This window comes from Streptomyces sp. NPDC025806 (assembly GCF_055558275.1).
This window is the reverse complement of sequence record NZ_JBVHMU010000033.1, coordinates 18,781-45,759: the sequence shown is the minus strand read 5'-3', so window position 1 is coordinate 45,759 and position 26,979 is coordinate 18,781. Positions and strand designations below refer to the sequence as shown.

The window sequence follows — 26,979 nt, the reverse complement described above, 5'->3', positions numbered from 1 at the left end:
TCCAGCATGGCCTCACGGAACTTCTTCGACCCGTTCGCGTTCGTCCGCTCACCGATCGCCATGTACGCCGTGTCCTGCCGGAACGGCACCGTCTGGTAGAGCGACGAGGCACCCGGCTCGGGGCGCGGGTCCCGTGCGCCCGGTGCCGTGCCGCGCACCCGCTCCACGATCTGCCGCAGGTGCTCGGGGGTGGTGCCGCAGCAGCCGCCGACGAGCGAGACACCGTACTCGCGGACGAAGCCCTCCTGGGCGTCGGCCAGTTCGCCGGCCGACAGCGGATAGTGGGCGCCGTCCTTCGTCAGAACGGGCAGACCCGCGTTCGGCATGCAGGACAGCCCGACACGGGAGTGCCGCGCCAGATGGCGCAGGTGCTCGCTCATCTCCGCCGGGCCGGTCGCGCAGTTCAGGCCGATCAGATCGATGCCCAGCGGCTCCAGGGCGGTGAGCGCCGCCCCGATCTCCGAGCCCAGCAGCATCGTTCCGGTCGCCTCCACCGTCACCGACACGATCAGCGGCAGGTCCGCGCCGAGGGCGTCCAGGCCCTGGCGGGCGCCGAGGACGGCGGCCTTCGTCTGGAGGAGGTCCTGCGTCGTCTCGACGAGCAGGGCGTCGGCGCCGCCCGCGACCAGCCCTTCGGCGTTCTGCCGGTAGGCGTCGCGCAAGGTCCGGTACGGCGCGTGGCCGAGCGTGGGCAGTTTGGTGCCGGGCCCCATGGAGCCGAGCACCCAGCGCGGGCGGCCGTCGCGGGCCGTGTACGCGTCCGCGGTCTCGCGGGCCACCCGGGCGCCGGCCTCGGACAGTTCGTGCACGCGCCCCGAGATGTCGTACTCGCCGAGAGCCGCGTGGTTGGCGCCGAACGTGTTGGTCTCCACGCAGTCGACGCCGACGTCGAAGTACGCCTCGTGCACCGAGCGCACGATGTCGGGCCGGGTGACGTTGAGGATCTCGTTGCAGCCCTCCAGCTGCTGGAAGTCCTCGAGCGTGGGTTCGCGGTCCTGGAGCATCGTGCCCATGGCGCCGTCGGCGACGACCACCCGGCTGGCCAGGGCCTCGCGCAGCGCCGCGGCGCGGGAGCGGCCGGCGGCGCTCATGAACGTCCGCCGAGGACCGGGGCGAGCGGCGCGGCGGCGCCGCGGCCGTACGCGCGCTTGACGATGCCGGACAGCTGCTCCGGGTCGACCTCGTGCGCCTGCGAACCGACCGAACCGAGCACCACGCCGGCCAGAGCGCAGCCCAGCCGGGCCGCCGCCTCCAGCGGCACGTCGCGGGCGACGGCCGCGAGGAATCCCGCGCGGAAGGCGTCGCCCACGCCGGTCGGGTCGGCGGTCTGCGCGTCCGGGACCGCGGGCACCAGCAGCGGCGCCTGCCCGCTGCTCTCGATGCGCACGCCCTTCTCGCCCAGCGTCGTGACCCAGGTACCGGCCGCCGCCAGGACGTCGGCACGGCTCCAGCCGGTGCGCTCCTTGAGGAGCGCGGCCTCGTACTCGTTGGTGAACAGCCAGGTGGCCCCGTCCACGAGATCGCGGACCTGGCCGCCGTCCAGCCGGGCCAGCTGCTGCGAGGGGTCGGCCCCGAAGGGGATGCCGAGAGCCCGGCAGGCGGCCGTGTGGCGCAGCATCGCGGCCGGGTCGTCGGGCGAGACCAGGACGAGGCCCGGCCGCTCGGCGCCCGCGAGCAGGACACCCAGATCGATGTCGCAGGCCTCGGCCATCGCGCCCGCGTAGAAGGACGCGATCTGGTTGGCGTCGTCGTCCGTGATGCACATGAAGCGGGCCGTCTGCCGTTCGGCGGAGACGCGCACGCCGCCGGTGTTCACGCCGTGCTCCTTCAGCCACACCTCGTACTCGGCGAAGTCCGTGCCGACCGCCCCGATCAGGAGCGGGTCGAGCCCGAGGCCACCGAGCCCGTAGGCGATGTTGGCCGCGACGCCGCCCCGGCGGACCTCCAGGCGGTCGACGAGGAAGGAGAGCGAGATGTGCGCGAGCTGGTCGGGCAGCAGCTGGTCCGCGAACCGCCCCGGGAAGACCATCAGGTGGTCGGTGGCTATGGATCCGGTCACCGCGATGCGCACGGCTACTCCTTCGGTCGCTTCGGTCGCTGCTCTGCGGTGGGTGCCGGGCTCAGAGGTACGCGGCCTGGCGCAGCCGCGGGGCGCGGTCGGTGCGCTCCCAGGCGAAGTCCGGCAGTTCACGCCCGAAGTGGCCGTAGGCGGCGGTCTGGGCGTAGATGGGGCGCAGCAGGTCGAGGTCGCGGACGATGGCGGCCGGCCGGAGGTCGAAGACCTCCTTGATGGCCTTCTCGATCTTGTCGGTGTCGACGGTGTGCGTGCCGAAGGTCTCGACGAACAGACCGACCGGCTCGGCCTTGCCGATCGCGTACGCGACCTGGACCTCGCAGCGCGAGGCGAGACCGGCCGCCACGACGTTCTTGGCGACCCAGCGCATCGCGTACGCGGCGCTGCGGTCCACCTTGGACGGGTCCTTGCCCGAGAAGGCGCCGCCGCCGTGCCGGGCCATGCCGCCGTACGTGTCGATGATGATCTTGCGGCCGGTGAGGCCGGCGTCGCCCATCGGGCCGCCGATCTCGAAGCGGCCGGTCGGGTTGACCAGCAGGCGGTATTCGTCGGTGTCCAGCTTGATGCCGTCGGCGGCGAGCAGGCCCAGGACGTGCTCGACGACCTCCGTACGGATGTCGGGCGTCAGCAGCGAGTCCAGGTCGATGTCGGAGGCGTGCTGGGTGGAGACCACGACCGTGTCGAGACGGACCGCCCGGTCACCGTCGTACTCGATGGTGACCTGCGTCTTGCCGTCGGGGCGCAGGTAGGGGACCGTGCCGTCCTTGCGGACCTCGGTGAGCCGGCGCGACAGCCGGTGCGCGAGCTCGATGGGCAGCGGCATCAGGTTCGGGGTCTCGTCCGTCGCGTACCCGAACATCAGCCCCTGGTCGCCCGCGCCCTGCCGGTCCAGCTCGTCCTCGTCACCCTCGACGCGCTGCTCGTACGCCGTGTCCACGCCCTGCGCGATGTCGGGCGACTGCGCGCCGATCGACACGGAGACGCCGCACGAGGCGCCGTCGAAGCCCTTCGCGGAGGAGTCGTAGCCGATGTCGAGGATGGCGTCGCGCACGAGTTGCGCGATCGGGGCGTAGGCCGTGGTGGTGACCTCGCCCGCGATGTGCACCTGACCGGTCGTGATCAGCGTCTCCACCGCCACGCGCGCGGTCGGGTCCTCGCTCAGCAGGGCGTCGAGGATCGTGTCGCTGATCCGGTCGGCGATCTTGTCGGGATGTCCCTCGGTGACGGACTCCGAGGTGAACAGACGTCGGGACATGGCTCTCCAGAGGTTGCGCCCCATGACGCGGAAGGGCATCGGAGGCGGACGGGGGACCGGGCGACGGCCACGATGGACGACGTCGAACGAGGAGCGCTCGAAAGACGGCGGAACCGTGACGGAGGACGGCTCGGGACCCCTTGACCAAGGCCCGGCGCCACCTGAACCAGGTGACGCCGGGCCCTGTCGTTCAACCGCCGGACCGGATCAGTGCACGAGATCCGGCTCGGACTCCTGCCGGCCGCTCGGCACCTGCGACGGGGTCGCCCGCAGCCGCCGCTGCAGTTTCTCGCCCTCGACGTCGACGTTCGGCAGCAGACGGTCCAGCCAGCGCGGCAGCCACCAGGCGGAGTCGCCGAGCAGCGCGTGCACCGCCGGCACGATCGCCATCCGCACCACGAACGCGTCGAACAGCACGGCCGAGGCGAGACCGAAGCCCATCATCTTGACCAGGTCGTCGACCTCGAACACGAAGCCCGAGAAGACGCTGATCATGATGACCGCGGCGGCCGCGACCACACGGCCGCTGTACCGGAACCCGGTCACGACGGACTCCTTGGCCGGGGCACCGTGCACGTACGCCTCACGCATGCGCGTGACGAGGAAGACCTCGTAGTCCATGGCGAGACCGAACACCACACCGATCATGAAGATCGGCATCGTCGTCATGATCGGCCCCGGCTGCTCGATGCCGAAGACGTCGGCACCCCAGCCCAGCTGGAACACGGCGACCACCGCGCCGAGCGCCGCGCTGACCGAGAGCAGGAACCCGAGCGCGGCCTTGAGCGGGACCAGGACCGAGCGGAACACGAGGAGGAGCAGCAGGAACGCCAGGCCCACGACCAGCCCCAGGTAGGGCAGCAGTGCGTCGGACAGGGTCCGCGAGAAGTCGATGAACAGGGCGGTCTGACCGGTCACCAGGATCTCGCCGGAGCCCGCCGACGCCTCGAGCGACGCCGCCTTCGCACGGATGTCCTTGACCAGCCGCTCGGTCTTCGCGTCGTTCGGGCCCGTCTTCGGCACGACGCTGACGATGGCCGTGTCGCCCGCCTTGTTCGGGGTGGCCGGCGAGACCGAGGCGACCCCCGCGGTCTTGCGCAGCTCGGCGCCGACCTTGTCGCCGGCCGCCTTCGCGTCCTTGCCCTCGACGGTGACCGTCAGCGGACCGTTGAAGCCCGGGCCGAAGGAGTCGGACAGCAGGTCGTACGCCTTGCGCTGCGTGGTGTCCGTCGCCATGGTGCCCTCACCGGGCAGGCCCAGTTCCAGCTTGGCGGCGGGCAGGGCGAGCGCGCCGAGACCGAGCACGGCGAGCACCAGCACGCCGACCGGGCGGCGCACGACGAACGCGGCCCAGCGCGCGGACAGGTTCGGCTTCGTGCGGGCGGCCAGCTTCGCGGCCTTCTTCTCGGACCGGCGCTGTGCGCGCGCCCGCAACGGCCGCTTCACCCGGACCAGATGGCGGTCCGCGACCCGCAGCACCCGCCGCGGCGCGAAGCCGAGGAGGGCGGGCACGAAGGTGACCGCGATCAGTACGGCGACGGCGACGGTACCGGCCGCGGCGAGGCCCATCTTGGTGAGGATCGGGATGTTGACGACCGTGAGTCCGGCCAGCGCGATGATGACGGTGAGTCCGGCGAAGACGACCGCCGAACCGGCCGTGCCGGTGGCCCGGCCCGCCGCTTCCTCGGGGCTGTGGCCCTCGGAGACCTCGGAGCGGTAGCGGAAGACGACGAACAGGGCGTAGTCGATGCCGACGGCCAGGCCGATCATCATCGCCAGCGTCGACGTCGTGGCCGACAGCCCGAGCGTGCTGCCCAGCGCGGTGATGGCCGACGTGCCGACGGCCACGCCGATGATGGCGGTGACCAGCGGCATGCCCGCGGCGATCAGGGACCCGAAGGTCAGCAGCAGGACGAGCGCCGAGATCAGCACGCCCACCTGCTCGCCGGTGCCCGACATCGCCGCCTCGACGGCGACCGCGTCACCGCCGGCCTCGACGGTGAGGCCGCCGTCACGGGCCCGGTCGGTGGCCTTGGTGAGCGCGTCGTGCGCCGCGTCCGTGAGGTCGGGAGCGGCGACCTTGTACTTCACGACGGCATAGCCGGTACGGCCGTCCGCGCTGATCGTCTTGGCGGTGAAGGGGTCGGCGACGCCCGTCACTTGGGGAGCCTTGCCGAGCTCGGCGACGAGCGAGCCCACGGCCGCCTTCTCGTCGGAGATCCGCTTGCCCTCGGGGGCGCGGATCACGACACGGGCGGTGGCGCCCTCAGCGCCGGCGTCGGGGAACTTCTTCTCGAGCACGTCGAACGCCTTCTGCGATTCGGTGCCCGGCATCGAGAACTGTTCGGTGGGAGGAGTGGGGGCCGACGATGCCGCGGCGCCGACGCCGGCGACGATCAGCACCCACAGCAGGGTCACGAGGCCGCGTCGCCGGAAGGCGAAGCGGCCGAGTTTGTACAGGAAGGTAGCCACGGGAAACCGCACTTCCATCGAGTGGGGGGTGACAGGGGGACGCATGCGAGCGACCGCCCTGGTACCTGTCACCGGGCGGTCGATTCCGACATGGGCCCACGGTGACGCAGTCGGCGCGCGCACGGCCATTCACTCCGCCAGGTCAGGACCGTTCCTCCAGCGAACGTCGAGCGGGACCGCCTCGGACCTCGTGCGGACGGGCACGCCGGCGACCCGTGCGGAGTACGGGGCGAGCGGTGTGCGTGCGCCCCGTCGTCCGTGCGGCGCGGGACCCCCGTCGTGCGGTGCGGACCTCCGTCAGGCCGACTCGAGGACCGGCCGCAGTTCGAGTGCCTCGGGGGTGGGGAAGCTGCGGGCCAGTTCGACGGCCTCGGCGTGATCGGCCACCTCCAGCAGGAACCAGCCGCCGAGGGTCTCCTCGCCTCCGTGCACGGGGCCGTCGCTCACCACCGCGGATCCGTCCGCCGCCTTGCGCACGGTGACAGGCCCCTGATGCTCGGTCTCCAGGGCGTCGCCGCCCACCAGCTTTCCGGCGCCCGCCACTTCGCCGATCCAGGTCTCGTACGTCTTGCGGTAGGCGTCGCGGTCGGCCTGGATCAGGGCGCGGGACGCGTCGGTCTCGAAGATCACGAGGGCGTACTTCATGCGGTGTTCCTCTGTTCGGTTCGGTGTTTCCGGTGTTTCCGGTGGTCCGGGGGGCTCAGTCGACGGCGGCGGCCGGCTCGACGCGGGCCAGCGCGCCCGTCTCCAGCGCGGTCCACAGCGCGCCGTCGGGGCCCACCGTGATGCCGTGCGGTTCGGAGGCGGGGGTGGGCAGTTCGTGGAGGGTGACGGCGCCGTCGGGCGTGATCGAGCCGACCCGGTTGGCGCCCCACTCGGTGAACCACGCGGTGCCCCGCGCGTCGGTGGTGACGGCGTGCGGCCGGGACGACCGGTCGGGCAGCGGGTGCTCGGTGATCCGGCCGTCGGGCGCGCGGTGACCGATCTGGCCGGCCGCGATCTCGGTGAACCAGACACTGCCGTCCGGTCCGGTGGCGATACCCACCGGTGCGGCGGCCTCGGTGGGCAGCTCGTGGATCGTGATGCGGCCGTCCATGCCGATGCGGCCGAGGGCGTTGGCCTGGTTCATGGTGAACCACATCGCGTCCCCGGCCGCCGCGATCGCGGAGGGGAACGCGCCGGTGCGCGGCAACGGGTACTCGGTGACGGTGCCGTCGGTGGTGATCCGGCCGATGCGGTCGGCGGCGGTCTCGGTGAACCACAGCGCGCCGTCCGGCCCCGCGGCGATACCGAAGGGGCCGCACTCCTCGGTCGGCGGCGCGAACTCCGTCACCCGGCCGTCCGTGGTGATCCGGCCGATCCGGTGCGCCCGGTACTCGGTGAACCACAGGGCGCCGTCCGGCCCGTCGGTGATGACGGTCGGCCCGCTGTCGGGGTCGAGCCGATGGCTGGTCGGCTCCTGCCCGGGGACGAGCCGGCCGATCCGCCCGCTGTGCACCAGGGTGAACCACAGCGCCCCGTCCGGGCCGGTGGTGACCGCGTACGGGCCGCCGTCGCGACCGGACACCGGGTACTCCTCGACGGTCCGCCTCGTCACGGCCGCTCCAGACCTTCGGCGACGGCGACGCGCTCGATGTCCTTCGCGCAGCCGGACATGATCGTGCGCGCGTGCGCGGTCACCAGCTCGACGGGCCAGTCCCACCAGGCGGCGCGCAGCAGCCGTTCGACGTCGCTGTCGTCGAAGCGCTGCCGGATCGTCCGGGCCGGGTTCCCGCCCACGATCGTGTAAGGCGGCACGTCGGCGGTGACCACGGCGCCGGCCGCGATCACCGCGCCGTCGCCGATCCGCACCCCCGGCATCACGGTGGTGCCGTACCCGAACCACACGTCGTTGCCGACCACCGTGTCCCCGCGGCTGGGCATGCCGGTGACGAGGTCGAGCGTCTGCTCGGCCCACCGGCCCCCGAACATGGTGAAGGGGAAGGTGGACACACCCATCGTGGGGTGGTCGGCGCCCGCCATCAGGAACCTCGTGCCCGTGGCGATCGCGCAGTACTTCCCGATGACCAGGCGCTCGGGGCCGTAGGCGTACAGCACGTTGCGCCGGACGAACTCGGTCGCGCCGTCGGGGTCGTCGTAGTAGGTGAAGTCACCCGCCACGACGTTCGTCCCGGCGACCAGCGGCTTGAGGAGGACGACCCGCTCGTGGGCGGGCAGGGGGTGGAGGGTGTCCGGATCGGGTGTCGCGGGGGCGTTCTGATCGGATGTCACGCGCGCATCTCTCCGTGGGGGCGTCGGCTCGGCTGAAGGATGCGGGCACGGGCCCGCACCTCAGCATCGGCACCGGGCCGCCCGGGAGCAACGACCGATCTTGCTAGGGTCGTTAACCCAGAGGTTCACGATGAGATGGGGCCGAGAGGGCCGGGGGCGGGATGGAACTGCGGGACATCGAGATCTTCCTGACGCTCGCGCAGGAGCTCCACTTCGGCCGCAGCGCCGAACGCCTGCACGTCTCACCGGCCCGGGTCAGCCAGGCGATCAAGAAGCAGGAACGCGCCATCGGCGCCCCGCTCTTCGAGCGGACCAGCCGCCAGGTGCGGATGACCCCCGTCGGAGAGGTGCTGCTCCAGCGGTTGAAACCGGCGTACGAGGGCATCCAGGAGGCCGTGGCGGAAGCGACCGCCGTCGCCCGTCGCCCGGCCGGCACGCTGACGCTGGGGGTCATGGGCGCGCAGATGCACGACATGCGTCCGGTCCTCGACCGGTTCCGGGAGCAGTATCCGTCCGTCGAACTCCGGTACCGGGAAGTGCTGTTCAGCGACCCGTTCGGGGCCGTGCGGGCCGGTGAGGTCGACGTGGTGACCACCTGGCTGCCGGTGCGCGAGCCGGACCTGACGGTCGGCGTGGTGCTGCGCGAGGAGCCGCTCAATCTGATGGTGGCCGCGGATCACCCGCTCGCCCGGTTGGACTCGGTGAGCCTGGAGGTGCTCGGCGACCACATCGTGCCGCGCGTGGACGGCCCCGCCCCCGCCTACTGGACCGCCGCCGTCCTGCCGGAGCGCACACCCGCCGGACGCCTCGTCCCCCGCGGCCCGGCCGTCGCCACCTTCTACGAGGTCCTCGCCCTCGTCGCGTCGGGCGACGCGGTGTGCGCGGTCCCCGACGAAGGGCGGCGCTACAACGCGCACACCGACATCGCCTACGTCCCCTTCCACGACGCCCCACCCGTTCAGCGGGCTCTGATCTGGCGCAAGGACCGCGCGACTCCGCTCGTCCGCGCGCTCGCCGACGCGGCGACCGAGTGCGGGGGCCTGACGGCGGGCTAGGGCGTGTGTCGAAAGTCCCGCCTGCCCCGCGGCGCCCGGCACGCACGCTCGCGGCGTTGCCGAAACGACCTGATAGCTCCGCTATGAGGACGCTCCGGCGCCTTGCGATCGCACGCACCGGACACCGCGGGGCCCGCCCTTCGGGCGGACGACGGGACTTTCGACACACGCCCTAGCCCCGGCCGGGGGCTGGGCGCCGGGCCGGGGTCACAGCAGCCGGTCCACCAGCCCGTCGACGTACTCCGGCGTGAGCTCCACGCCGAACAGGACCCGGATGTACAGCGGCGCCAGGACGTGGTCCAGCACGTCGAGTGCGTCGAGCGCCTGCTCGCCGCGGTCACCGGCGCGATCCAGCATGGACTGCAACTGCCCCATGCGGTCGGCGAAGAGGGCATCGCCCGCCTTCAGGCCCTGCGGTCCGTCGCTCGTCAGGGCGACGGCCAGGCGTACGAGCGCCAGTCCGTCGGGTCCGGTGATCTCGCGCGCCACGGCAGCCGCGTAGGTCCGCAGATCGCCGTCCAGGCTCCCGGTGTCGGGCATCGGCGACTGCGCGTTGAGGCGGGTCAGCGCCACATCGCTGAGCAGGGCCTCCAGGCTGCCCCACCGGCGGTAGACGCTGCTGTCGGCCACGCCCGCGCGGGCCGCGACCTCGCCGACGGTGAAGTTGCCGTAGCCGCGCTCGCTGATGAGTTCGGTGACGGCCTGGTGCACCTGCGCGCCGACGCGTGCGCTGCGCCCGCCGGGCCTGCGGGCTCGCTGTCCTTCGTTCATACCCACCACCTTAACGCAGTCAGCACTTGCGTTTGCGGAGCGGCTCCCCTTATGGTCGCCTAACGCAGTCGCTGACTGCGTTAAAGGGCGAGAGGAAGAGGAACCCACATGACCGCTACGACACCCGCAACCCCACACCACGGCCCCCACCGAGCCGTACTCCTGACCGTGACCTGCCTCGGCCAGTTCATGGTCCTGCTCGACAACACCATCGTCGGAGCCGCACTCCCCGACATGCAGCACCGCCTCAACACCCAACTGACCGGCCTGCAATGGATCGTCGACGCCTACGTCCTCCTCGTCGCCATGCTGCTGCTCTCCGGCGGCGTCTTCGCCGACCGGTTCGGCCGCAAACGCGTCTACCTCACCGGCGTCACGGTGTTCACCGCCGCGTCCCTCATCTGCGCCCTCGCCCCCTCGCTCGGCTGGCTCATCGCCGGACGCGTGCTCCAGGGCATCGGCGCCGCCGCCCTCAGCCCCGCCTCACTCGCCCTGCTCGCCGCCGCGTACCCCGTACCGCAGGAACGCATGAAGGCGATCGGCCTGTGGGCCGGACTCAGCGGCATCGGCCTCGCCGCGGGCCCCGTCGCCGGCGGCGTCCTCACCGAGGCCTTCGGCTGGCCCGCCATCTTCCTGGTCAACCTCCCCATCGGCGCGATCCTCCTCCTGACGGGCCTGCGCACCCTCCAGGAGACCCGCAACCCGCACGCCCCCGCCATCGACGTCCCCGGAACCGTGCTCTCCGCCCTCGGCGTCGGCGTCCTCACCTACGCCCTCATCGAAGGCGGCGCCCGCGGCTGGACCTCACCGCTCATCCTCGGCAGCTTCGCCACCGCGGCAGTCCTCCTCGCCGCCTTCATCGCCGTCGAAGCACGCCGCCCCCACCCCATGCTGCCGCTGCGCCTGTTCCGCCAGCGCCTGTTCACCGTCGCCAACACCGCCATGGTCGTCGTCGGCTTCGCGCTCATGGGCTCGTCGTTCTTCTTCTCCCAGTTCTTCGTCTACGTCCAGGGCAGTTCCATCCTGCGCGCCGGCCTCCAGACCCTCCCCGTCTCCCTCGCCATGGTGCTCGTCAGCCCCTACGCCGGCCGACTCGCCGCCCGCCACGGCTTCCGCACCCTGGTCACCGTCGGCATGGCCCTCGCCGGCCTCGGACTCCTCGCACTCGGCACCGTCCACGCCGACACCCCCTACGCCAACGTGTGGTGGCGCCTCGCCATCGTCGGCACCGGCTTCGCCCTCACCCTCTCCCCGCTGACCGGAGCCGCCGTCCAGGCCGTCAGCCCCCAGGAAGGCGGCCTCGCCTCCGGCATCAGCAGCACCACCCGCCAGATCGGCGCCGTCCTAGGCGTCGCCCTCCTCGGAGCCGTCGTCCGCACCCGCCAGTTCGGCGGCGCCACCTTCGAAGCCGGCCTCAACAGCGCCTTCCTCACCGCAGGAGCCGTCACCCTGACCACCGCCGTCTTCACCGGCCTCTGGCTGGCCAAGTCCAAGTCCACGGAGGCCGCCCCCGCGACCCCGCAGCATCCCGCCACCACCACCGAACCGGAAGCCGTCCCCACCCCCTGACCGACGCCAGGCGAGGGACCCACACCCCTGTGACAGAACGAAGACGGCGCGGGACACCGCCTGTGACTCGGTGCGAGATACAAATACTTCCGACCGCAAGCAGCACAGCACCATCCACCGGGGGAACACCGTGAAGCACACCCGCGTCACCGCACTCGCCGCCATCACCGTCGCCGCCACCCTCTCGCTCACCGCCTGCAACAGCGACGGATCCGGCACCGGCTCCTCCTCCCGGAAGGGCTCGTCCTCCTCCGGACACTCCTCCAACTCCTCGACGAACGACGACGCCAAGCCCGCCAACGACACGGCCTCCACCGGCGGCGCACAGGCGAGCAACGGAAAGACGGACTCCGGCGACGACACGTCGTCCTCCGGCACCGGGAACGGCACGGCGAACTCCGGCACCGGCACCCGCAAGACCCCGTTCTGCAAGACCGCGGACCTGGCCATCGACGCCGCGGACGCCGCCCCCGACCAGACCGAGGGCCGCATCGACATCACCATGGTCAACCGCGGTGCGACGACCTGCTCCGCCACCGGCTTCGCCGGCGTCGACATCAAGGACGCCGACCACACCACCAGCCCCGTCGCCCGCGGCAAGGCCGAGCCCCGCATCACCGTCCTGAAGCCCGGCGACGCCGCCGTCTTCAACCTCGCCTACACCATCGACAACTCCGGCAACAGCCTCGCGTCCCCCACCAACATCCTCGTCACACCCCCGAACGAGACCCATACGGTCACCCTGAACTGGCCCGCGAACGCCGGTGACATCAAGGGCGCCTACACCGACGTCGAGGTGTACCCCACGCACACGACCGAGTAGGAACGCACCGGGGCCCCGCCACGACCGACCAGGGCAGGCGTCAGCGCGCCACCTGGAACTCGTTCCCACCGGCATCCACGAACTCACCCGGCTCCCCATCGAGACGGCTGACCTCCAGCCGCACCCGGTTCCGCACGACCTTCGGCGCGGCAGGCGGCCCCATCACCAACGAGACCGTGCTCGTGGGCGTCCGGCGCAACCGGACACCCCACGCGTGCGACTCGACCGACTGCCACCCGGCCTGCGCCTGCCAGAAAGCAGACTGCGCCTCCCGCTCCTCCTCGGTGACGTCGAGGCAGATCGCGACGAGACCGGAATCCGCGAGCACACCGGGATGGCCGGGCCGCAGCACACAGAACTCGTTGCCCTCCGGATCGGCCAGCACGTCCCACGGGACATCCCCCTGACCGATGTCGACCCGCGACGCTCCCAGCGCGAGCAGCCGCTCCACCTCGCCCTTCCAGTCCGGCCCACCGGCCAGGTCGAGGTGGAGCCGGTTCTTGTACGCCCCCTTCGGCTGCCCCGTCGGCACGCAACGCAGCCGCAGACCGTCCGTCCGCCCCTGCGTCGCACCCCGCCAGAAACGCTCCATCCCCACGACATCAACAGCGTCGATCACAATCCCGGTCAGCATCCCGCTTACCCCCACCCGTCGAACCGGTCCCCGTCCCCCGATCATGACCGCTGCCGCCCCCGCTGTCCCCAGGTACCTCACACAACAGGCTCTGACCTGCAACGATTGAAGACCAGGTACCCGACCGCTACCCTGAAGCCATGCCCGCCTTGAATGTGGAATTCAGCGAAGAAGAGCTCGACGAGCTCCGCGAACTGGCACGCGAACAAGGGGTCACCCTCAAAGCCCTCGTACGCGCCTCGACCGCCGACCAGATCGCCCGCCACCGGGCCCTGAAGGAAGGCGCCGAAATGTTCGCCCGCACCTTCCACGACCCGGCCCTCGCCGACGCCATCAAGGCCGCGGGGCTCGACGACGGACCCGCCACCCGCACGACAGGGCGGGCCGCCTGACCCATGCCGCCCGTCCTTCACGTCGACATGCGGTGGCTCCTGCAACAGCAGGAGACCGCCATGCCCGAGCACCCCACCGTCAGCGACTTCTCCGCCCTCATGGCCGCCGTCGCCCGCCACCGCGTCGACCCGCCCCGCGCCGGCACCGACTCCGACGCCTCCTGGCGCGCGGCCGCCCTGCTCCACACCTTCCTGCTCCTCAAGCCGCTGCCCGCGCACAACGTCCGTTTCGCCTGCGCGGTGACGATCGCCTACATGCACGCGAGCGGCGAAGGCGTCGACGCCCCCTACGGCGAACTCGTCGACCTGGCCGCCGAGATCCTCACCGGCAAGACCGACGTCTTCACGGCCGCCGACCGCATCCGCACCTGGCGCCTGTAATTCAGGCGAGGCGGGCCAGCACCGTCCGGCAGACGCGCTGGAGGTCCTCGTCGTTGGAGAGCCCGGCGAAGCGACCGCTGCGGCGGCTCAGCGCGAGCTCGGCCTCGATGCGGGGCAGGGCCGGCGCGGCGGCCGGACCCATCCGGTCGAGGCAGTCCAGGACATGGTTCGAGGTCGCCTCATTGACCTCCCACGCCGTGAGCAACGTCCGCAGGACGAGGTCGACTTCGGCGTCGCCCGCGATGTCCCACAGCGCGGCGGCGCCGTGCACCCGCGTCCATTCGTACGAGGCCGTCGTCATCTCCCGCAGTTGCGGCAGCGCGGCGTACGCAGCTGGTCCGATCCGCCCCAGGACATCGGCCGCCTCGTGCCGGCACGGAGTGTCCAGCAGGGCCTGAAGCCGGGGCACGGCGTGGGCGGGATCGCCCTCGAGGTCCCACACGGCGGCGGTGGCGGCGGCACGGACCTTCACGTCGGCCGCGTCGGCGAGCGGCCGGATCACGGGCAGAGCGGCAGCGGCCTGGGGCCCGAAGGAGGCGAGGGCCTTGAGAGCACTGGCGGCGGTGCGCCCCTGACCGTGCTCGACGGCGGTGGTGACCGTGTCTACGAGGACGGGCACGGCGCGCGGATCGCCCAGGTGGGACAGGGCCGATATCAGGGCCCTGACGCTCATGTCGGCCCCCTGGTCGGAGAGATCGGCCTCGGCCAGAATCCGTGACAGTCGTGGCGTCAACTCGCTTACTGCCGAACGGAGTTGACCGGCCACCTGCACGGCACGCCAGGTGTCGATGCCGCTGTCCAGACCCACCAGCAGGGCCGGAAGGGCCCGCACGTCGCCCAGACGTGCCAGCGCCATGACAGCCTCCTGATAGGCGCGGCGCAGCAGCGGCTTGGGCGTGGCCCACACGTCGGGGCCGTGGGCGGTCTCCAGGGCTGCGACGTACGCGGCCAGCGCTTCGCGGGCCGGCTCCGCGACGACGGCCAGAGCCCCCAGACTCTCGCCCGCGGCAGCGGAGGTGTAGCAGTCATCGGGCAGCAGACACCCGGCCAGCAGCAGGACGAGCGAGCTGTGATCGCCGCGCCGGGCCGTGATCAGGTCCCGGGCCATACGGATCGCGTCGTGGCGGATGGCGGGATGTGCGCTGGTGAGCTGCGCGGTGAGCAACTCCGTGCGCGCGGCCAGGCGTTCGTCGAGGACCTGGTGGAAGGTGCGCAGCAGCGTGGTGGTGGGCGCGTGCAGCCGGTTGTGCCGTTCCATGTCGGCGAACGCCGCGGCGATCTGCGGCGGGACCCCGTCCGCCTCCCCGTCCGCCGCCTCGGCCGTGCCTTCGGTGGCACACGCGCACACTGCGGGGGCCGCACGCCCCGACTCCACGGCGTCGCCGGCGATCCGGCCCAGCAGCCGTGCAGCCGTGCCGACCGCCGCATCCAGGTCCGCGGGGGCGCACCGGGCCCGGTGCACGAGCGCGGCGAGACGGATGTCCGGCTCGGTCGCACTCGCCTGGGCCAGACCGCCGAGCCACGCGATGACGCCGGAGTGCGCGGCCGGCAGTCGCAGGGCCAGGTCGGCCGCCGTACGGATGACGAGCAGCCGCTCGACGCTTCCGGTCTCGGCGGACAACCGCTCCCGCAGGAGCCGCACCGCCCGGTCGGCATCGTCCATGAACAGGCCGACCGCTTCGACACCGGCCCGCCGGACACGCGGGTCAGGGTCGAAGGCGCAGGGGGCGAGGGTGTCGATGTGCTCGCGCAGGAGCGTGACGGCGTCGCGCCCCGCCGTCGACGCCACTTCCTCTCCGTCGGGGTTGACGACCACCCACTCCGCACCCTCCTGGTCGCAGGCCTCCCGGCCGATGCTGAGGACCAGCTCCAGGACGGCGCCGCGATCCGGTGTGGCGGGATCCTCGGCCATCTCCAGCAGGAACGGCAGGCTGCGCGTCGTGCAGTCGTACACGTCCCCCTGGTGGTGGGCGGCGCTGGAGAAGTCGCTGAACGCCTTCGCCCGGACCTCGGGATCGGGGGAAACCATCGCCCGCAGCCAGTCGGGCACCTCGACGGCGGGTCCGTACGCGTGGCTCATCGACGCCCAGTCGACGCCGTCCAGATCGTTGATCATGCACGGCACTATGCCGAACGGCACTGACAACCAGGTGTGGCACCCCTCAGTTGATGATCTCCGCGCGGGCGTCCACCCGGATAGCCGCCAGCCGGTCCCGCCACATCTGAAGCGCTTCGGGCGTCAGCCGGGTCCAGTCGGTGACCTCGCCGACGATCCGGAGCGGCTCCCGGCTGCGGTAGGAGCGGGTGGGATTGCCGGGGAACTTCTTGTCGGTGACGTTCGGGTCGTTCTCGAACTCCCCGGTCGGCTCCACGAGATACACCCGCGGATCCCCGTCGCCCGCGGCGAGCTCGGCAGCCAGCCCGGCGCCGTCCCGCAGCGCGGTGAAGTAGATGTGATTCATCACGACTTCCGGCCGGTAATTGGAACGGAAACCAGCCGTGAGCTGGTCCCCTACCCGCAGATCGGCCTTCGTACCGTGGAAGAACGGCCCCTCGTCCAACACTTCGCTCACCGGCGCAGCGTACCGCCGCCGGACGGCCGAGGCCCCGGAGAGGGAAGCGGCACCCTCCAGCTCCAAAGCCGTGACGGCGGTGTGCGAGGCATGGCGCATCCACGCCATGGCGCGGGCACGCAACCGTGATCACTCGCGTTCAGGCCCGCGCCCGACGCAGGGTGGGGGACAGGCGGAGCGTTCCTCCGTCTCCTCCGGAGGGCCCGTCCGGGGGAGACACCCACCGGTTGTCCGCGTAGCAAGGAGTCGTGTCGTGACCGCGGTTGTCACCGCCGCCCCCGCCGTGGGGCCCACCCGCCCCCGCCCCTGCCTCTCCCTCACCCCGACGCCCACGACATGGGTGGTCGCCGCCGCGGCCGCCGCGGACGGCGAGCTGGACATCGGCGAGCTCGCCGGCCCGTACGTCGCGGCCGACGCGCTGGCCCGGCGGATGCGCGCCGACGGGGAACCCGTGGTGTTCACGTCCGCCATCGACGAATACCACCCGGGCGTCCTCGCACGGGCCCTGCGGTCCGGCCGCGAACCCGCCGAAGTCGCGGAGTCCTTCGGCGAGACCATCGTCGCCGACTGGGCGCACGCGCAGATCACCCTCGACGGCGTGGTGCGCGTCGGCCACGACGCGGGCCACCGGGCCAGGGTGGCGGCCTGGTTCCGGCGGCTGCACGCGGCCGGACTGCTCACCGCCCGGGAGGGACGGCACCCGTACTGCGCGTCCTGCGCACGGTGGAGCGCAGGACGGCTCGTCGTCGGGGAGTGCCCGGCCTGCGGCGCGCCGGGCGGGGCCGGCCCCTGCGAGGCGTGCCTGCGCCCCAACGACCCCGAGGAACTGGCCGATCCGCACTGCGCACGGTGTGGCGGCCCCGCTCGCCCCCGCGAGCTGCGCCGCCTGTTCTTCCCCCTGGAGCCCCACCACGAGGTGCTCCGGGCGCCGTGGACGCACGCCCTGCCCGCGACCTCCCCCGGCAGCCGCGGCCCGGCCGTTCCGGTGCAAGGCTTCGCCGAACAGCGCGTGGACCCGCAGTTCGCGGCGGCACTCGCCCACCTGGTGGCCGCCGAGACAGTTGCCGAGGACGGCCCGTACGAGGCCGTCCACTTCCTGCGCCGCCACGACACCGCCGTCCACCTGGCCCTCGTACCGGCGCTCCTGCGCATCGCCGGCCTTCCGCAGCCCGCGCGCTTCCACATCAACGACCCGTACGTCACGGCCGCGCCGCTGTGGGCGCTGGACGCGCTGACGGCGGTCGGCTCGGACGCCCTGCGCCGCCACGTCCTGTTCCGACGGCCCGACGGCGCACCCGTGGAGCACCGGCAGCGGGAGCTGGCGCAAGGGCGCCGGCACCTCGTCGGCCGGTGGAACGGCTGGCTGGGGAGCGTGTTCGCGGCAGCGCGCGACGAACACGGTGGTCTGGTCCCCGACGCGACGCCGGGCGGCGTCGGGTGGGCGGAGCTCGCACAGCGGCTGCGGCGCATCGCACCCGAACTGCGCGCGGCCCTGGGCCCGGAGCACTTCGCGGCCGGGCAGGCGGTGACACTGCTCGACGAAGTCGTCGACAACGTCGTGGAGTTCGGCCGCGCCAACACCTGGGACGCACCCGCGCTCACCGCTCACCTCGCGGTGGCCGGCGCCCTGTCGGCGTGGGCGTGGCCGGTGATGCCGCACGGCGCGGCCCGGCTGGCGACGGCACTCGGCCTGCCGGTACCGCGACCGATCGACGCCGCGGCACTGTGCCCGCCGCCCCCGGGCACCCGCCTGGAACCCCCGACGGGCCCGCTGTTCGGGCTCTGAGCCGTACTCAGTCGAGCAGTCCGAGGCGGGCGGCCCGCACGCCCGCCTCGAACCGGCTCGACGCCCCCAACTGCTGCATCAGCTCCGACAACAACCGGCTCACGGTCCGCAGCGACACCCCGAGCGCCCGCGCGATCCGCTCGTCCTTCGCCCCGCCGGCCAGCATCCGCAGCGCGAGGATCTGCTGCTCGGTGAGGGCGTCCGCTCCGTGCGCATCCGGTGCGGCGACCGCACCGGTGTACGGGGTGGCCGTCATCCAGCAGAACTCGAACAGCGCCGCGTACGAGCGGACCAGGGCGGGCCCGCGCGCCACGATCAGGCCGTCGCCGGGCCGGTCCGGATCGAGCGGAAGCAGAGCGAGCTGCGCGTCCATGATCATCATGGTGAGCGGGACCGCCGGCGCGGTACGCACCTCGACCCCGATCCTGACCTGGTCGTCGAAGTGCTCGACGAGATACGGCAGTCCGAGCAGCCGACGACTGTAGAGACTCCGCCGCCGGACTCCTCGATCCAGCGAGATCCTGTCCCGCTCCAAGGACTCGTCCAGATGCTTCTGCTGGAACGCCACTGGGTGCATGGACGCCTCGTCGCTCTGCCCTGACTCGGCGATCTCCAACAGAATCTGGTCGATGCCCGGCCGGTCGGTGATCACCTCGATCTCGACCGGCGACCCCGTCCCGCAGGACTCCCCGTCCCGGAAATACCGCTCCACGAGCTCGCCCATGGCGGAGTGCGCCGATGCCGCCTCCCGCTCCCGGTCCAGCATGGCCTGCCGCTCCCTGGCGAGCAGCCGCCGCAGCGCCACCTCGGGCCGCACCAGGACGACCGCTTCCTCGTCCGCGCCGTCGATCAGCCCCAGCCGCACCAGTTCCTCCCGATGCGCCTTCGCCTCCGGGTCCGCCAGCCCCGCCGCCTCGGCCGCCTCCCGGAAACCCTCCGGGCCCCGCTCCCGCCCCCGCAGTTCGCGGTAGAGCGCCCTCGTCGCCTCACCGTCGACAGCGTCGAACTCCGTGGTCACCGTGCCCCCTCGTCCTCAGTGATCGCGAGCACGACCCTACCCAGCGGGGGTATGGGAGCGGTGACGGGATGATCAAGCGTGGTGAACACCCCCTTCGGGTATGCGAGTTGAAGGGTGTGCGAGCGAGGGGGAGAGGCGGCGGGAGTGGCGGAGCCGAGAAGGAAGCGGCAGGCGACGGCATGGGGGCGACGCCTGAACAGGGCGATGACCCGGCGGAACACCTTGACCCCGCGCCGCCCACGGCTGACCGGGGCCCTCCTCGCACTGGCCGGAGGCGGCATGGTCACGGCCGCCGGCGTCCTCGCCGCCCTCCTGCACAACGCGCCCCAAGCCGCCATGGTCGGCTACGCAGCCCTCGTTCTGGCATCCCTGACGGTCCTGCTGGCCCTCGGCCTGCCCTCGGAGAAACGCATGCTGGGGTTCGGCCTGCTCTGGCTCCTGCTGCTCCTCACGGTCCCCAACGGCTTCCGCAGTGCCGTCCTCGAATGGCGAGGAGAGCACGTACGGGCCACGGTCACCGAGGTGAGACAAGAGGACGAACCACGGACCGGCGGCGTCGACCACCAGTGCAAGGCCGAAACGACCCAGGGCCGCACCCTCTGGCTCCGCGACAGCGAGCACTGCGGCCGCGACACCCGCCCCGGCGACCGCTACGAGATCGTGCGCGACCCCGACGACCTCGTCGGCGCCTCGACATCAGCCCAGCCGATCAGCTTCGCGGTACTGGTCCCGGGCATCAGCGGGGCGCTGCTCCTGATGGCCGCGATCGGGGCCCGAAGCGTGGGGCGGCCACCGAGCGCCACGGCGGACAAGGTGCCGGTCACCGGCAGGTGACCGCAGCCCCACCGCGGCACGAGTGAAGGGCCCGGCGCCGACGGGGGATGCGGCACCGAGCCCTTCACTTCAAGGTAACGCCTAGCGGACCGGCAGGCTCGGCGAGCGGTCGAACCTGCCTGCCCCGGACCTCAGCCGTCGCTCAGGGCCGGGCCTCGTCGAGGTACTGGTCGGCCCAGGCACTGATGATGTGCGCGGCACGCTGCGCCTGCCCCCGCGCGGTCAGCAGGTGATCGGCGCCCTCGAGGGAGATGAAGCTGCGCGGGTGCCGGGCCTCCTGGAAGATCTCGGCGGCGTTGTCGATGCCGACGGTGGAGTCGGTGGGGGAGTGCGCCACGAGGAACGGGAGGTTCAGCTCGCCGATCCGGTCGCGCAGGTGCGCCTTGCGGACGTCCTCGACGAAGGCACGCTTGAGGACGAGGGTCCGCCCGCCGACGAACCACCCGTGCGAGCCGTCGCTGAGCACACGGTCCAGGACCGAGTCGTACTGCCGCTCCACGTGGCTGGGGTCGACGGGTGCGGCGATCGTCGCCAGCGCGCGCAGCCCGGGCACCTCTCCGGCGGCCGCGATGGCAGCCGCGCCACCCCACGAGTGGCCCACGAGCAGATCGACGGGCGTCCCGCGCTCGGCCATGAAGGCCGCGGCACGCACCGTGTCCTGCACCTTGACGGTGAAGGACCCGTCGCCCCAGTCACCGTCGGAGTCGCCGATGCCGAGGTTGTCGAAGCGCAGCATGCCGATGCCTTCGCGGGCCAGCTGCTTGCACACACGTGAGGCGGCCGGCGAGTCCTTGCCGAGAGTGAACCCGTGCGCGAACAGTCCCCACCCCCGGACCTCGCCCTCCGGCAGATCGATCACCCCGGCCAGCTCGGGGCCGACGACACTGGGGAATCTCACTTTTTCTCTCATACGTGGTGCTCACCTAGGCAGAAACTGATCAGGGGACGGGCACGAGGAGACGCCGGCCGGCGCCGCCGCGAGCCGACGAGCAGCATCCCATGCACGGGCGGCCGGGCTCGACAGATCGGCAGCCGTCGCCCGCTCGCGGAACGTGGCGTGACCTGCCTGTTTGCTTCCGCGGCCGTCCGCGGCGGCGGGAGGCGGCTCCAGGTGGGCGCATACTGAGCCATGACTAAGTCCTCGGCACCCAAGCGTCACCTGCCCACCAGCCCCTTCAAAGCCCCGGTCGCACCGGCTCCCAAGCACTTCGCCGTAGGCGACCAGGTCACGCATGACGTGTACGGACTCGGCCGGGTGGTGGCCACCGAGGAGGGTGTCGCGGCGGTCGTGGACTTCGGTGCGGAGCAGCGGCGGATCCTGAGCCCGTACTCCAAGATGACCACTTTGTAGGGCCCCGACGCGCCCCCTGTACAACGCTTGGGTCACGATGCCGGGCAGGAAAGACGCCCCCTGGTCGGGCTTCCGACCGGGGTGGACGAACGCGCCGCCCGTCTCGTGGACGAGAACGCCGCCGCCCTCCCTTCCTCCCCGCACAACAGCACCGACAGACCGTCAGCCCACCCTCGCCGGCGATCGTCCGCCCCCCCCGGGACGCGCAGCGAGCCGACCGGCAGGGCGCGATCAAGGGCTGCTTTGAGGGAAGCTAAAGTCTGGCGTCTGTTCCGAAGGCAGGGACATGACAGGGGAGGGTCATGCAGGCGCAACTGAGAGAGACCGCCGACGAATTGGCAGGCGTTCTGTGGAAGGACCACACCGTCTACCGCGAACGCGGCGGCGGTGTGGTGATCCGGGGGGAGCACGTGGGTCGCTGGATCAGCATGTCGCCGACCGGCAGAGCGGACCAGGCACTGATCCGCGCCGGCCGGATCCTCGACGGCGGCACCACCGCCCCGGCCCGCCTGGAGGCCGTCGCCGACCTCACGGCCGGGACCAGCGAGCTCGCCGCGATCTGCCGCCGCCTGCTGGCCGAGACCGCCATCGACGCCGCCCCCGCCTCGCCGCCGCCCGGCCGCGGGAACCAGGCAGCCCGACAGCGCAGCAAGTCCGGCCGTGCGCCGAAGGGGCGGCGCATGGGATTGGCCTCATGGGTCGTGCTGCTCGCCGTGAGCGCTGTCGTCGCCCTCTGGGCGTACAGCGTCGTCGCGGGCCCCGCGGGTCTCTAGGAGAGGCCAGGGCGCCGCAGGCGGGGCACAGGGCGCGCGAGGTGACATCCGAGCCCGAACAGCAGCTCGCGTCGGGTGAGTTATCCGGGTGTGGCGTTCCGTGACGCGGTCGGGCTCGTTGAGTGGTCGTGCACATGGATGACCATTTGATTTTCGATACCGACGCCGAACGCCAGCCACCCTGTGCCGCCGGCCGGCCGGGGTCGGAGGCGAGCCCGCAGGGCGCCACACTTTCCGGCTTGCTCGACACGCTCGAACGCCTCAAAGGGGAGTTCGAGCAACGTCTCACCGGAATTGTCAGGACGGAGACCGCGGTGACCGAGGGCGCGGGTGGCGCGGCCGAGCTGATCACCCTCGACCTGCTCCGTCCCTTCACCGAGGCCATGCAGAGCATGGGCCGGGCCCGGGACGGCCACCAGGTGCGCGCCGAGGCTGAACCAGCTCAGCGCATCCCCGACAAGAAACGTTTCCTCACCGACGGCGTGGACGTGGTCCTCGGCGCCTTCCAGGAGCCGGTCATGCTGAGGGCCTACCTCGCACCGCAACGGCTGGACCGGCTGGAGTGAGGAGAAGCTGGCTGCCCCGTCCGATGACAGGACGCCGAGTACCTCGAGCCGGGTGTCTCATGGTTCTACGTAGAACGTGGAACGTGGAGCGGCCCCCGGCCGGTGCCGGGGGCCGTTCGCCGCAGGACGGTCGGCGTTTCCTGGGCGATGTGGTCAGCCGAGGGTGTTCAGCATCGCGGCTTCGACGTGGTCGGCGGCGTTGCGGTGGCCGAGGGCGTTGGGGTGGACGAAGGAGAGCTGGTCGGGGGCGGTGATGAAGCCTTCGACCCACTTGCCGTCATCGCAGACGCTGTGGCTCTTCGAGGAGTCGTAGAGGTCGACGAAGGTGGCGGATTCCTGGGTGCCGGTGGACTTCTCGATGGCCTTGTTGAGGGGTTCGAGGACGTCCTTGCGCAGCCACTCCAGGTCGCCGGCGGTGATCGAGCCGAGCTGGGTGGGGTCGCCGAAGCGGCACTTGGAGGCGTCGGCGGGGATGATGGTGGGGTAGCCGACGGTGAGGATCTTGGCGTGCGGGGCGCGCTCGTGGAGGACGGTGAGCATCCGGTCGTAGTCCTGGCCGACCCGGTTGAGCTTGGCGGGGATGGAGGCGGCCAGGGCGTCCTTGCACGGGGTGCCGGCACCGCCGGCCTCCTGCCCCAGCTCGGGGCACTTCTTGAGGATGTCGCCGAAGCCAAGGGTGTTGCCGCCCACGCCGACGGTGATCACGTCGGTGCCGGGGCCGACAGCGGCGGACTGGGGCGGGACGGCGGGGAAGGGGTAGTCGGGGTCCTCGATGAAGGGCGGGAAGTGGCGGCCGATCGGCTCCTGCGCCGTCTCGGTGACGTCCTCGACGGTGGCGGCGCCGCAGCTGACGTTGGTCAGGTCGAACAGCGAGCCGAGGTCGCGGTCGATGGCCTGCGGGTAGGACCGGTCGGTGCGTTCGCAGCCGTCGCGGGGGACCTCGAAGACGTCACCGGCGGCCGGGATGACGCCGGCGGTGAAGGAGTCGCCCAGCGCGACCCACTGGTAGTCGGCCGCGGCGGCGGACGGGGCGCCGGCGATCTGGGCGGGGACGACGGCGCCGGCGGCGAGGACCGCGGCCGAGCTGAGCAGGGCGAAAGCGGTACGGAAGCGTGTCACGGGTTCTCCAGACGGAAGGCGTTGCCGCCACGTCGAACATCAACAAGGAGTGACCGTATTCACCATGATCACCACGAAGGGTCACAACAGGCCGTTCGCGAGACACCCCCGCCGGTGACCGGATCTTCCCGCCTGTCAGCCGTTCGCCTCAGCCCCTGACCGCTTGGGCGCCACCGCGTCCCATGTGGACACCATCCTTGATCGTTTACGAGAGAACCCGGCCGGCCCGCAACGGCCGGGAGCTGTCCTGTTCTTGATCATCAGAGGGCCCAGCCGCCACCGCTCCCGGCCGCCACCGCTCCCGACCGTGGACGCACCGCTCGTCATCCCGTACTGGCCTACCAACCTGAACAGGCAGCGGCCCCGTACGAAAGCGCGGAACCCTCAGTCGGTGACCGGCCGGTGAGGGGTCTTCTCCCAGCTGAACGGCGAGAACGCCACCTGATGGGCGGCCCGCCACGCGGCGACCGACCACAACACCGTGACGAGTGGACTGAACACCGCGTGCCAGGGCGCCGCCAGCCCCGCCCGCCGCGCGGCGGCAAAGGTGATGGCGATCCACACCACGATCGACGCGCCCTGGGCCACCACCGACGGCACCACCAGCCCGGCACCGGTCGAGGATCAGGCCGGGCAGGTGAGAGCGAGCACGGTGAGGGCGCTCAACACGGGTTGGAGCAGGGCGGTCACCGGAGCCGCGGCGACGATGCCGAGCAGCACGAGCCCCCCGGACAGGCCGAACCGGCGCAGGGTCCGGCCGGGGCGGCGCGTGTGGACCATGGCCGTGATCAGAAAACCCTTGTACCAACGGGTGCGCTGACGCACGTACGGGCCGACCGTGTCGAGAGCCTCCTCCCAGGTGACCGACTCGATGGTCTCCGTGCGGTAACCCATCGTGGCGCAGCGCATGCCGAGGTCGGCGTCCTCGGCGACGTTCCAGGCGTCCCAGCCGCCCACCGCGCGCAGGGTGTCGGTGCGGAAGTGGTTGCTGGTACCGCCGAGCGGAATCGGCAGCCGCAGGCGCTCAAGGCCGGGCAGAGCGAGCCCGAAGCGCAAGGCGTACTCCATGTCGAACTGCCTGGTCAGCCAGTTCCCGGCGGCGTTACGGAACAGCAGCTGGGCCTGGACGCAGGCCGTGCGCCCGTCGCGGGCGGCGAACCGTGCGGCCACGCGCCGCAGTTGAGTGAGATCGGGCCGGTCCTCGGCATCGAAGATCACCAGCAGCTCACCGCGAGCCAGCATGAGACCGAGATTCACCGAGCGGGGCTTGGTCTGCGGTGGGCCGGGCGGCAGCTGGACGACCCGCACGAACGGCGGCGGATCCACCGCGAGGACAGCCGCCCGAGTCTCGGGATCGTGCCGTTCCACCAAAACCAGCACCTCCAACCGCTCCGGCGGATAGTCCAGCGCGGCCAGATGCCGGACCAGACCACCGATCACTTCGGCCTCCCGATAAGCGGGCACCAGCACGGTGTAAAACGGCAGTTCCGCATCCGGGACCGGCGGATCCGACACAGCCGCCCCGGGCCTGCGGTGCAACAGACCGGCACCCGCGACGACCGCCTGCAACAGGCTGTAAGCCGTCACCACTGCGGTCAGCCCCGCGAGAGCGACCAGCGGCGCGAACACCACCACAGCCGCGACCACGATGACAGCGACCACCAAGGCCACAACCTGCCACCGCACAAACCCGGACTTCGCCGCCAGGTCCGGATACCGACGAGTGAACCCGTCCGCCATGGCATCGGCCACCACGGACGAATGCTCCGTCAAGAACCGATCCTGAGCCTCGGCCTCACGACCCGCCAGCTCCTCGGCCACGCCCACACTCGCGCGGACCGTCTCCACCGCGTCCACCTGTTCCCCCGAACACACAAATGATCAAGAGGAGTGTAGCGATCGGCCAGATCGCGGCAGGACGCGGCGGAGCGTGTCTCGCCGGGTGGAGGCGGTGGAGGCTCCGAAGGGTCAGCGGTATCGGATCACGTGCAGGGCCCGGACGCCTGTCTCGTCCATGGAGACCGGTTCGTCGGAGGAGCCGTCGAAGAGGAGGACCCCTGTTTCCGTGGTGAGCGCGGTCACGAGCCAGCCGACCGCTTCCCGCCCTCGTCCGTCCGTGCGGCGTACCCAGATCAGCGAGCGTGAGCCCGCAGGGAAGGCTGAGACCTCGTCCACGGCCGTCTGCCACACCTGATGGTCCGATGCCGACAGGACCGGCCCGAGCTCGGCGAGTGTCGGCTCGAACCAGTATGCCCGGCCGGGCTGCGGTGGCATGGGGAACGTGCCGGTGCCCGGTGTGCCGCCCTGGTCCCAGTGCGAAAGCCAGGCCCACGGTGCGGAGTTCGGGACATGGAACGGGGCGGACTCGTCCTTCGGGACGACGACGGTCGCGTCGAGAAGAGTGTCCTGCCAGCGGCCCTCACGTAGATGGCGTCGGGAGTCGCAGGAGAACACCCATCCGCGGGTCGTCTCGTCGCCGGGCCCGGGCTCGACCAGCTCCACCTCGCCGCCGTACGCAGCGTTCAGCCACTGCTGCGCCTTGACGCGCGCCGCCTCGAAATTGCTCGCGACTCCTTCCCAGGGCGCACGCGCGGACTGCGGCAGGGCGCGTACGAGAACCAGTTCGCGCACGTTGGCCGTGTCGAGGTGAGCCAGGGAGGTGGTGAGGGGGTCGAGGAAGACGACCTGCCCCTTGTTGTTGTGTGCGTAGAGCAGGTTGCCTGTGACCTCGTGCCCACCGGCCTCGCGGCGTACCCAGACCACGCCGCGTGTATCGGGTCCCGTCTCGGTCACGGCCTTGACCACGTCGTCCCAGTTACTCACTGGAACCGGCTGGAAGTCGGGGAAGTAGCGCTGGTGCAGCCGGGCCCACCACCCGGGTGCCTCGTCCGACGGCTGCCAGGGGAGGGGCGTCGACGGAGCACGGTCGATCATGGTGTGCAGGGTGACGAGACAGCCGCGGGCGTTGATCCTGCGCGGCTGGTTCTGGACACGGGCAAGGGCCTCTTCGCGCGACGCCGCGGGCGCAAGGTCCGAGAAGGGCGCGCTCGGTGACGGGTGGAACGGGGAGCTGCCGTCCTTGGGCACTACGACAGAGGCCGCGAGCATGGGCGTCTGCGGGAAGCCGGGCTGAGGCACGATACGGCAGGGAAACAGCCAGGCGGTGGGGCTCTCGTGCACGGGGTGCGGTGCGGCGAGCTCCACCAGGCCGCGATAGAGCTGCTGGAGCCATGCGGCCGCGGTCTGGTCGGGAGTGGGCATC

27 protein-coding genes are annotated in these 26,979 nt (G+C 71.7%); 10 read left to right on the top strand and 17 right to left on the bottom strand.

What is annotated here, in order from left to right; translation table 11 throughout:
* From ACZ4E1_RS38525 to ACZ4E1_RS38495, 7 genes are all read right to left on the bottom strand, one after another.
* Window positions 1-1,091: homocysteine S-methyltransferase family protein (locus ACZ4E1_RS38525; RefSeq protein ID WP_467548394.1), on the bottom strand; the 1,091-nt coding region annotated here is incomplete at its 3' end.
* Window positions 1,088-2,071, bottom strand: a complete 984-nt coding sequence (locus tag ACZ4E1_RS38520) for a carbohydrate kinase family protein (RefSeq protein ID WP_467548392.1) — start codon at window positions 2,069-2,071, stop codon at window positions 1,088-1,090. The genes ACZ4E1_RS38520 and ACZ4E1_RS38525, both read right to left, overlap by 4 nt.
* A 49-nt stretch (window positions 2,072-2,120) precedes the next feature.
* Window positions 2,121-3,329 carry a methionine adenosyltransferase gene (metK, locus tag ACZ4E1_RS38515; protein WP_467548390.1) on the bottom strand — a complete coding sequence of 403 codons (1,209 nt, stop codon included), beginning with the start codon at window positions 3,327-3,329 and terminating at the stop codon, window positions 2,121-2,123.
* 207 nt (window positions 3,330-3,536) lie between these two features.
* Window positions 3,537-5,801 carry an MMPL family transporter gene (locus ACZ4E1_RS38510; protein ID WP_467548388.1) on the bottom strand — a complete coding sequence of 755 codons (2,265 nt, stop codon included), beginning with the start codon at window positions 5,799-5,801 and terminating at the stop codon, window positions 3,537-3,539.
* Between the two features lie 297 nt (window positions 5,802-6,098).
* On the bottom strand, window positions 6,099-6,446 hold the full coding sequence (locus ACZ4E1_RS38505; RefSeq protein WP_467548386.1) for a YciI family protein: 348 nt from the start codon (window positions 6,444-6,446) through the stop codon (window positions 6,099-6,101).
* Between the two features lie 55 nt (window positions 6,447-6,501).
* Window positions 6,502-7,398 (bottom strand): Vgb family protein, encoded by an 897-nt coding sequence (locus ACZ4E1_RS38500; protein ID WP_467548384.1) that lies wholly within the window; start codon window positions 7,396-7,398, stop codon window positions 6,502-6,504.
* Window positions 7,395-8,072: a CatB-related O-acetyltransferase gene (locus ACZ4E1_RS38495; RefSeq protein WP_467548382.1), complete on the bottom strand. Its 678-nt coding sequence runs from the start codon at window positions 8,070-8,072 to the stop codon at window positions 7,395-7,397. The genes ACZ4E1_RS38500 and ACZ4E1_RS38495 overlap by 4 nt, the downstream gene beginning before the upstream one ends.
* 161 nt (window positions 8,073-8,233) lie before the next feature.
* Here ACZ4E1_RS38495 and ACZ4E1_RS38490 point away from each other — a divergent pair, with 161 nt between their 5' ends.
* Complete coding sequence (locus ACZ4E1_RS38490; RefSeq protein ID WP_467548381.1) at window positions 8,234-9,127, top strand: LysR family transcriptional regulator; 894 nt, start codon at window positions 8,234-8,236, stop codon at window positions 9,125-9,127.
* Between the two features lie 207 nt (window positions 9,128-9,334).
* On the opposite strand, the gene ACZ4E1_RS38485 is transcribed toward ACZ4E1_RS38490, so the two are convergent.
* Window positions 9,335-9,898, bottom strand: a complete 564-nt coding sequence (locus ACZ4E1_RS38485; RefSeq protein ID WP_467548379.1) for a TetR/AcrR family transcriptional regulator — start codon at window positions 9,896-9,898, stop codon at window positions 9,335-9,337.
* A 108-nt stretch (window positions 9,899-10,006) separates the two neighbouring features.
* Between ACZ4E1_RS38485 and ACZ4E1_RS38480 the strand changes: the two genes are divergently transcribed.
* Window positions 10,007-11,467, top strand: coding sequence for a DHA2 family efflux MFS transporter permease subunit (locus ACZ4E1_RS38480; RefSeq protein WP_467548377.1), 1,461 nt, complete (start codon window positions 10,007-10,009; stop codon window positions 11,465-11,467).
* Window positions 11,468-11,597: 130 nt separating this feature from the next.
* On the top strand, window positions 11,598-12,290 hold the full coding sequence (locus ACZ4E1_RS38475; protein WP_467548375.1) for a DUF4232 domain-containing protein: 693 nt from the start codon (window positions 11,598-11,600) through the stop codon (window positions 12,288-12,290).
* 40 nt (window positions 12,291-12,330) lie between these two features.
* On the opposite strand, the gene ACZ4E1_RS38470 is transcribed toward ACZ4E1_RS38475, so the two are convergent.
* The gene (locus ACZ4E1_RS38470; RefSeq protein ID WP_467548373.1) at window positions 12,331-12,924 is read right to left on the bottom strand and encodes a VOC family protein; all 594 of its coding nucleotides are present in this window, start codon (window positions 12,922-12,924) and stop codon (window positions 12,331-12,333) included.
* 140 nt (window positions 12,925-13,064) lie between these two features.
* Between ACZ4E1_RS38470 and ACZ4E1_RS38465 the strand changes: the two genes are divergently transcribed.
* Together ACZ4E1_RS38465 and ACZ4E1_RS38460 are read left to right on the top strand one after the other, a co-directional pair.
* The gene (locus ACZ4E1_RS38465; RefSeq protein ID WP_467548371.1) at window positions 13,065-13,316 is read left to right on the top strand and encodes a hypothetical protein; all 252 of its coding nucleotides are present in this window, start codon (window positions 13,065-13,067) and stop codon (window positions 13,314-13,316) included.
* Between the two features lie 3 nt (window positions 13,317-13,319).
* A complete protein-coding gene (locus ACZ4E1_RS38460; RefSeq protein WP_467548369.1) occupies window positions 13,320-13,697 on the top strand; it encodes a toxin Doc in 378 nt (125 codons plus the stop codon).
* Window position 13,698: 1 nt separating this feature from the next.
* On the opposite strand, the gene ACZ4E1_RS38455 is transcribed toward ACZ4E1_RS38460, so the two are convergent.
* Both ACZ4E1_RS38455 and arr read right to left on the bottom strand, forming a co-directional pair.
* On the bottom strand, window positions 13,699-15,813 hold the full coding sequence (locus ACZ4E1_RS38455; protein WP_467548367.1) for a HEAT repeat domain-containing protein: 2,115 nt from the start codon (window positions 15,811-15,813) through the stop codon (window positions 13,699-13,701).
* A 46-nt stretch (window positions 15,814-15,859) separates the two neighbouring features.
* Window positions 15,860-16,270, bottom strand: coding sequence for an NAD(+)--rifampin ADP-ribosyltransferase (arr, locus tag ACZ4E1_RS38450; RefSeq protein ID WP_467548398.1), 411 nt, complete (start codon window positions 16,268-16,270; stop codon window positions 15,860-15,862).
* Between the two features lie 253 nt (window positions 16,271-16,523).
* Between arr and ACZ4E1_RS38445 the strand changes: the two genes are divergently transcribed.
* A complete protein-coding gene (locus tag ACZ4E1_RS38445) occupies window positions 16,524-18,056 on the top strand; it encodes a class I tRNA ligase family protein (protein WP_467548365.1) in 1,533 nt (510 codons plus the stop codon).
* A gap of 7 nt (window positions 18,057-18,063) precedes the next feature.
* On the opposite strand, the gene ACZ4E1_RS38440 is transcribed toward ACZ4E1_RS38445, so the two are convergent.
* Window positions 18,064-19,074 carry a helix-turn-helix transcriptional regulator gene (locus tag ACZ4E1_RS38440; RefSeq protein ID WP_467548364.1) on the bottom strand — a complete coding sequence of 337 codons (1,011 nt, stop codon included), beginning with the start codon at window positions 19,072-19,074 and terminating at the stop codon, window positions 18,064-18,066.
* A 279-nt stretch (window positions 19,075-19,353) separates the two neighbouring features.
* Here ACZ4E1_RS38440 and ACZ4E1_RS38435 point away from each other — a divergent pair, with 279 nt between their 5' ends.
* On the top strand, window positions 19,354-19,908 hold the full coding sequence (locus tag ACZ4E1_RS38435) for a hypothetical protein (protein WP_467548362.1): 555 nt from the start codon (window positions 19,354-19,356) through the stop codon (window positions 19,906-19,908).
* A 142-nt stretch (window positions 19,909-20,050) separates the two neighbouring features.
* Here the strand turns inward: ACZ4E1_RS38435 and ACZ4E1_RS38430 are convergent, their stop codons facing one another.
* Window positions 20,051-20,806, bottom strand: coding sequence for an alpha/beta hydrolase family protein (locus ACZ4E1_RS38430; RefSeq protein WP_399130298.1), 756 nt, complete (start codon window positions 20,804-20,806; stop codon window positions 20,051-20,053).
* A gap of 231 nt (window positions 20,807-21,037) precedes the next feature.
* On the opposite strand from ACZ4E1_RS38430, the gene ACZ4E1_RS38425 reads away from it, so the two are divergent.
* The 3 genes from ACZ4E1_RS38425 to ACZ4E1_RS38415 all read left to right on the top strand — a co-directional run bounded on the left by ACZ4E1_RS38425 (window position 21,038) and on the right by ACZ4E1_RS38415 (window position 22,598).
* Window positions 21,038-21,259 (top strand): hypothetical protein, encoded by a 222-nt coding sequence (locus ACZ4E1_RS38425; RefSeq protein ID WP_467548359.1) that lies wholly within the window; start codon window positions 21,038-21,040, stop codon window positions 21,257-21,259.
* Window positions 21,260-21,561: 302 nt separating this feature from the next.
* Complete coding sequence (locus ACZ4E1_RS38420; RefSeq protein ID WP_467548358.1) at window positions 21,562-22,032, top strand: hypothetical protein; 471 nt, start codon at window positions 21,562-21,564, stop codon at window positions 22,030-22,032.
* A 134-nt stretch (window positions 22,033-22,166) separates the two neighbouring features.
* A complete protein-coding gene (locus tag ACZ4E1_RS38415; protein WP_467548356.1) occupies window positions 22,167-22,598 on the top strand; it encodes a hypothetical protein in 432 nt (143 codons plus the stop codon).
* A gap of 153 nt (window positions 22,599-22,751) precedes the next feature.
* Here the strand turns inward: ACZ4E1_RS38415 and ACZ4E1_RS38410 are convergent, their stop codons facing one another.
* The 4 genes from ACZ4E1_RS38410 to ACZ4E1_RS38395 all read right to left on the bottom strand — a co-directional run bounded on the left by ACZ4E1_RS38410 (window position 22,752) and on the right by ACZ4E1_RS38395 (window position 26,978).
* Window positions 22,752-23,717 carry an SGNH/GDSL hydrolase family protein gene (locus tag ACZ4E1_RS38410; RefSeq protein ID WP_467548354.1) on the bottom strand — a complete coding sequence of 322 codons (966 nt, stop codon included), beginning with the start codon at window positions 23,715-23,717 and terminating at the stop codon, window positions 22,752-22,754.
* A gap of 384 nt (window positions 23,718-24,101) precedes the next feature.
* Entirely contained in the window at window positions 24,102-24,308 is a 207-nt protein-coding gene (locus tag ACZ4E1_RS38405; RefSeq protein ID WP_467548353.1) for a hypothetical protein, read from the bottom strand.
* Window positions 24,309-24,341: 33 nt separating this feature from the next.
* Window positions 24,342-25,565 carry a glycosyltransferase family 2 protein gene (locus tag ACZ4E1_RS38400; protein ID WP_467548351.1) on the bottom strand — a complete coding sequence of 408 codons (1,224 nt, stop codon included), beginning with the start codon at window positions 25,563-25,565 and terminating at the stop codon, window positions 24,342-24,344.
* 120 nt (window positions 25,566-25,685) lie between these two features.
* Window positions 25,686-26,978, bottom strand: coding sequence for a YrhB domain-containing protein (locus tag ACZ4E1_RS38395; RefSeq protein ID WP_467548349.1), 1,293 nt, complete (start codon window positions 26,976-26,978; stop codon window positions 25,686-25,688).
* Window position 26,979: the final 1 nt, after the last annotated feature.

Excerpts from the sequence above, each read along its gene's own strand:
- ACZ4E1_RS38455 (WP_467548367.1), bottom strand. The coding sequence starts at position 15,813 with ATGATCAACGATCTGGACGGCGTCGACTGGGCGTCGATGAGCCACGCG.
- metK (WP_467548390.1), bottom strand. The coding sequence starts at position 3,329 with ATGTCCCGACGTCTGTTCACCTCGGAGTCCGTCACCGAGGGACATCCC.
- ACZ4E1_RS38505 (WP_467548386.1), bottom strand. The coding sequence starts at position 6,446 with ATGAAGTACGCCCTCGTGATCTTCGAGACCGACGCGTCCCGCGCCCTG.
- ACZ4E1_RS38470 (WP_467548373.1), bottom strand. The coding sequence starts at position 12,924 with ATGCTGACCGGGATTGTGATCGACGCTGTTGATGTCGTGGGGATGGAG.
- ACZ4E1_RS38460 (WP_467548369.1), top strand. The coding sequence starts at position 13,320 with ATGCCGCCCGTCCTTCACGTCGACATGCGGTGGCTCCTGCAACAGCAG.
- ACZ4E1_RS38425 (WP_467548359.1), top strand. The coding sequence starts at position 21,038 with ATGACTAAGTCCTCGGCACCCAAGCGTCACCTGCCCACCAGCCCCTTC.
- ACZ4E1_RS38480 (WP_467548377.1), top strand. The coding sequence starts at position 10,007 with ATGACCGCTACGACACCCGCAACCCCACACCACGGCCCCCACCGAGCC.
- ACZ4E1_RS38420 (WP_467548358.1), top strand. The coding sequence starts at position 21,562 with ATGCAGGCGCAACTGAGAGAGACCGCCGACGAATTGGCAGGCGTTCTG.
- ACZ4E1_RS38490 (WP_467548381.1), top strand. The coding sequence starts at position 8,234 with ATGGAACTGCGGGACATCGAGATCTTCCTGACGCTCGCGCAGGAGCTC.
- ACZ4E1_RS38485 (WP_467548379.1), bottom strand. The coding sequence starts at position 9,898 with ATGAACGAAGGACAGCGAGCCCGCAGGCCCGGCGGGCGCAGCGCACGC.
- ACZ4E1_RS38465 (WP_467548371.1), top strand. The coding sequence starts at position 13,065 with ATGCCCGCCTTGAATGTGGAATTCAGCGAAGAAGAGCTCGACGAGCTC.
- ACZ4E1_RS38415 (WP_467548356.1), top strand. The coding sequence starts at position 22,167 with ATGGATGACCATTTGATTTTCGATACCGACGCCGAACGCCAGCCACCC.
- ACZ4E1_RS38395 (WP_467548349.1), bottom strand. The coding sequence starts at position 26,978 with ATGCCCACTCCCGACCAGACCGCGGCCGCATGGCTCCAGCAGCTCTAT.
- ACZ4E1_RS38435 (WP_467548362.1), top strand. The coding sequence starts at position 19,354 with ATGGTCACGGCCGCCGGCGTCCTCGCCGCCCTCCTGCACAACGCGCCC.